Source organism: Terrihalobacillus insolitus (genome assembly GCF_028416575.1).
Lineage (GTDB): Bacteria > Bacillota > Bacilli > Bacillales > Amphibacillaceae > Terrihalobacillus > Terrihalobacillus insolitus.
Window position 1 is genome coordinate 1 of the sequence record NZ_JAMQKB010000055.1, and the last position, 1,999, is coordinate 1,999.

Sequence of the window (1,999 nt, forward strand, 5' to 3'; positions counted from 1 at the left end):
CCCGAGTTTGGTGACATAAATTTCCAATCCCTTTATTGTCAAGGGTTTAAAGAGTTATTGTGATTTTTGTAGTCCTAACAAAATTGTTAAAATAATATGATTAACCCTTGATATATAGGGTATTTGGTGTATACTCATGGTAGTCCCAATTATATCCATGGGAGGGCTACCATGTTCCTGAAAAAAGTTACCATTCGTAGAAGCGAAAAAGTCTATAATTACTATAAAATTGTTACTTCTTATCGCGATAAAGACGGCAAACCAAAGCACCGCGTGGTCCAAAATCTTGGAGCACTTTCCGATGAGGACGCAAATCGAATGCGGCTGATCATTAAGTCGCAACAGGATTCTGATCTGGTTTTGGCCAAAAGCAGTGATGTCGTAGTGACAAAGCATTGGCTCTATCTTCCGGTTATGGTGCTGCACACTTTGTGGAAGAAACTTGAATTGCATCGTTTTTTCTCTAATTCCATACTTGCCGAAGCACTTGTATTAAATCGTTGTATCAAACCGTTGAGTAAAATTAATGTTGTGGATTGGATGCACTCAACAGTATTGCCAAGTCTTTATGATGATGACATCCTTCCTGATAATTTTGCTATTTATCGGGAGCTTGATCATCTGAACGCTCATGAAACGGATCTACAGACACACATTTATAATCAGTTGGCCAGCCTTGATCAATCCATAGGGGAAGCGATGTTCTATGATATCACCTCTACCTATATGGAAGGTAGTAAATGTGTGATTTCCAAATTTGGATATTCTCGTGATCATAGACAAGATCGGGAACAAGTTGTCATTGCCTTATTAGTGACTCCTGAAGGCTCACCGTTTTATTGGAAAGTGCTTGATGGAAATACACAGGATATCACTACCTTACCTTGGTTGATTGAGGAATTAAAAGAGCGATTTTCCCTAAAAACCTGCCACATGGTATTTGACCGCGGTATGGTTTCCAAAGATCATTTGGATCTGTTGGAAGATAAAAAAATGACCTATTTATCGGCCATGGATAAAAATGAAATGGCTTGTCATCCATTATTTGAGCGGGTAATGCCAAAAGCTGTTACACCAGATAATTACAAGCAACGACTGACGTTACAAAACTTTGAACCAATTGAAAACAAACGCTTCTTTATTCGAGAAGAAAAAGAGGGAAAGCGCCGGTATATATTTTCATTTGAGGTTTCGCGTTTTTATGAGGATATCGAATCACGAGAAAATAGAATAAAACAAGCATTTACTTGGATGGAAGCTGAAAATGCAACTCTGTCCGAGGCTAAAAAGTCACGTAAGGCGGAAACGACTGTAAGAAAAGTACAGAAGATGCTTTCCAAGAAAAAACTAAAAGCCTTCATGAATGTATCGGTTATTCCGATTGAACTTGAAGTACTTAAAAAAGATGGAAAAACCCGCACTGTACACAGTTTTCGTGTTTGCGCTGAAGTGGATCCAGAAAAGGAAAAAGAAGTGCGAAAACGTGATGGGATTACCTGCTTTATTACCAACGAAACATCTCTGGACAAAGAAGAAGTGGTTTTCAAATATCGTGCGAAAAATAAAATTGAAGAAGCTTTTCGAGAGATGAAATCTCAACTGGCACTTCGCCCTGTTTATCTAACAAGGCCTGAAAGAGTGAAAGCGCATGTCAGTGTATGTGTGCTGGCCTATTTATTAAGAAACACTATCGAATTACTTATGCAGAAATCGAATCAGGATATGACGGCGAGCAATGCACTTCAAAAATTGGAAAGTTGTCAACTGAACGAAGTTGGACTTAAAGATCAAAAAGGAAAGTCGATAACTGCCACGGAAATGACAAAAGAACAACGTCAAATTACAGAATGGCTGGATGCAACAAAGGAAATCAAGCAAACAAGCATTAAAAAAATAGTGGAAAAACTAAAAAAGAGCATGTAGTGACAACAAGCTTTTTTCTACATGCCTCTAACCCTTGATACGACTGCAATTGGAAAAATTTAACGCCAAACTCGGG

1 protein-coding gene is annotated in these 1,999 nt (G+C 38.3%); it reads left to right on the plus strand.

Annotated features, from left to right (window positions below; all coding sequences use genetic code 11):
* Nucleotides 1-171 precede the first annotated feature (171 nt).
* Nucleotides 172-1,923 carry an IS1634 family transposase gene (locus NC797_RS18200; RefSeq protein WP_272438208.1) on the plus strand — a complete coding sequence of 584 codons (1,752 nt, stop codon included), beginning with the start codon at nt 172-174 and terminating at the stop codon, nt 1,921-1,923.
* Nucleotides 1,924-1,999 lie beyond the last annotated feature (76 nt).